This is a genomic window from Streptomyces phytophilus (genome assembly GCF_013870535.1).
GTDB classification, from domain to species: domain Bacteria; phylum Actinomycetota; class Actinomycetes; order Streptomycetales; family Streptomycetaceae; genus Streptomyces; species Streptomyces phytophilus.
Window position 1 is genome coordinate 1 of the sequence record NZ_JACBXC010001255.1, and the last position, 1,731, is coordinate 1,731.

The 1,731-nt window shown below is 72.2% G+C and carries 1 protein-coding gene; it reads left to right on the forward strand.

Annotated features, from left to right (window positions below):
- On the forward strand, nt 1-1,669 hold a 1,669-nt coding region (locus H5J30_RS31340; RefSeq protein WP_181790931.1), incomplete at its 5' end, for an AMP-dependent synthetase/ligase.
- Nucleotides 1,670-1,731: the final 62 nt, after the last annotated feature.

Consider the following 1,731-nt stretch of genomic DNA (forward strand, 5'->3'; position numbering starts at 1 on the left):
CGCGTTCGCCGACGAGGTGACGGCGGTGGCCAAGGGTCTCGTCGCCGCCGGGCTCGAACCCGGCGGGCGGGTCGCGATCATGTCCCGTACGCGCTACGAGTGGTGCGTCCTGGACTTCGCCGTCTGGGCGGCCGGCGGCCAGTCCGTCCCCGTGTACGCGACCTCCTCGGCCGACCAGGTCGGGTGGATCCTGCGCGACTCCGGCACCCGCTTCGTCGTCGCGGAGACCGCCGCCAACGAGGAGACCGTGCGCACCGCCTCCGGCCAGGCGCGCGTCTGGCAGCTCGACGCCGGCTGCGTCGACGAACTGAAGGCCCTCGGCCGGGACGTACCCGACCACGAGATCGCCAAGCGCCGCGCCGCCCTCACCCCCGACACCATCGCCACTCTCTGCTACACCTCCGGCACCACCGGCCGCCCCAAGGGATGCGTCCTCACCCACGGCAACCTGCACGCCGAGGCCGCCAACAGCGTCGAGCTGCTGCACCCCATCTTCACGGAGGTCACCGGCCGGACCGCCTCGACGCTCCTCTTCCTGCCGCTCGCCCACATCTTCGGCCGGGCCATCCAGATCGCCTGCCTGTCCGCGCGCATCGAGATCGGCCACTGGCCGTCGATCAAACCCGACGAGCTGCGGCCGGAGTTCAAGGTCTTCAGGCCGACGTTCCTCGTCGGCGTCCCGTACCTCTTCGAGAAGATCCACCACACGGGCCGGGAGATGGCCGAGAAGCTCGGCCGCGGCTCGTCCTTCGACCGCGCCGACCGCATCGCGGTGCGCTTCGGCGAGGCCCACCTGCACCGGTTCCTCGGCACCGGCAAGGGCCCCGGGCTCCGGCTGTCCCTGGCGTGGGGCCTGTACGACCTGCTGGTCTACCGGCGCATCCGCAAGGAGCTGGGCGGCCGGCTCAACTACGCCATCAGCGGCGCCTCCCCGCTCGACCGCAACCTCAACCTCTTCTTCTACGCCGCGGGCATCGTCATCTACGAGGGCTACGGCCTCACCGAGACCACCGCCGCCGCCACCATCACCCCGCCGCTGCGCCCCCGCCCCGGCACGGTGGGCCGGCCGCTGCCGGGCACGGCGATCCGCATCGCGGCCGACGGGGAGGTGCTGATCAAGGGCGGCATCGTCTTCGGCGAGTACTGGCGGAACCCGGAGGCGACCGAAGAGGTGCTGGCGGACGACTGGTTCGCGACCGGCGACCTGGGGGCGCTGGACGAAGACGGCTATCTGACCATCACCGGGCGGAAGAAGGACCTCCTCATCACCACGGGCGGCAAGAACGTCTCACCCGCGGTACTGGAGGACCGGCTGCGCAGCCGGCCGCCGGTGGGGCAGGTGCTGGTCGTGGGCGACAAGCGGTCGTACGTGGCGGCGCTGGTGACGCTGGAGCGGGAGGCGGTGGCGCACTGGCTGGCGGTACGGAAGCGGCCGCGGGACACCCCGCTCGCGGAGCTCCGGGACGACCCGGAGCTGCGGGCGGACGTGCAGCGGGCGGTGGACTACGCGAACGAGGCGGTGTCGCGGGCGGAGTCGATCCGCAGGTTCGTGATCGTGGGCGGGGAGTTCACGGAGGAGAACGGGATGCTGACGCCGTCACTGAAGGTGAAGCGGCACGCGGTGGAGGCGGCGTACGCGAAGGAGATCGAGGGCCTGTACGAGAACTGAGCGCGGGCCGGGGGCCGCGGGGCGCCACGTACGTGGGGTCGGCGCGGGTCATGGGGTCGGCG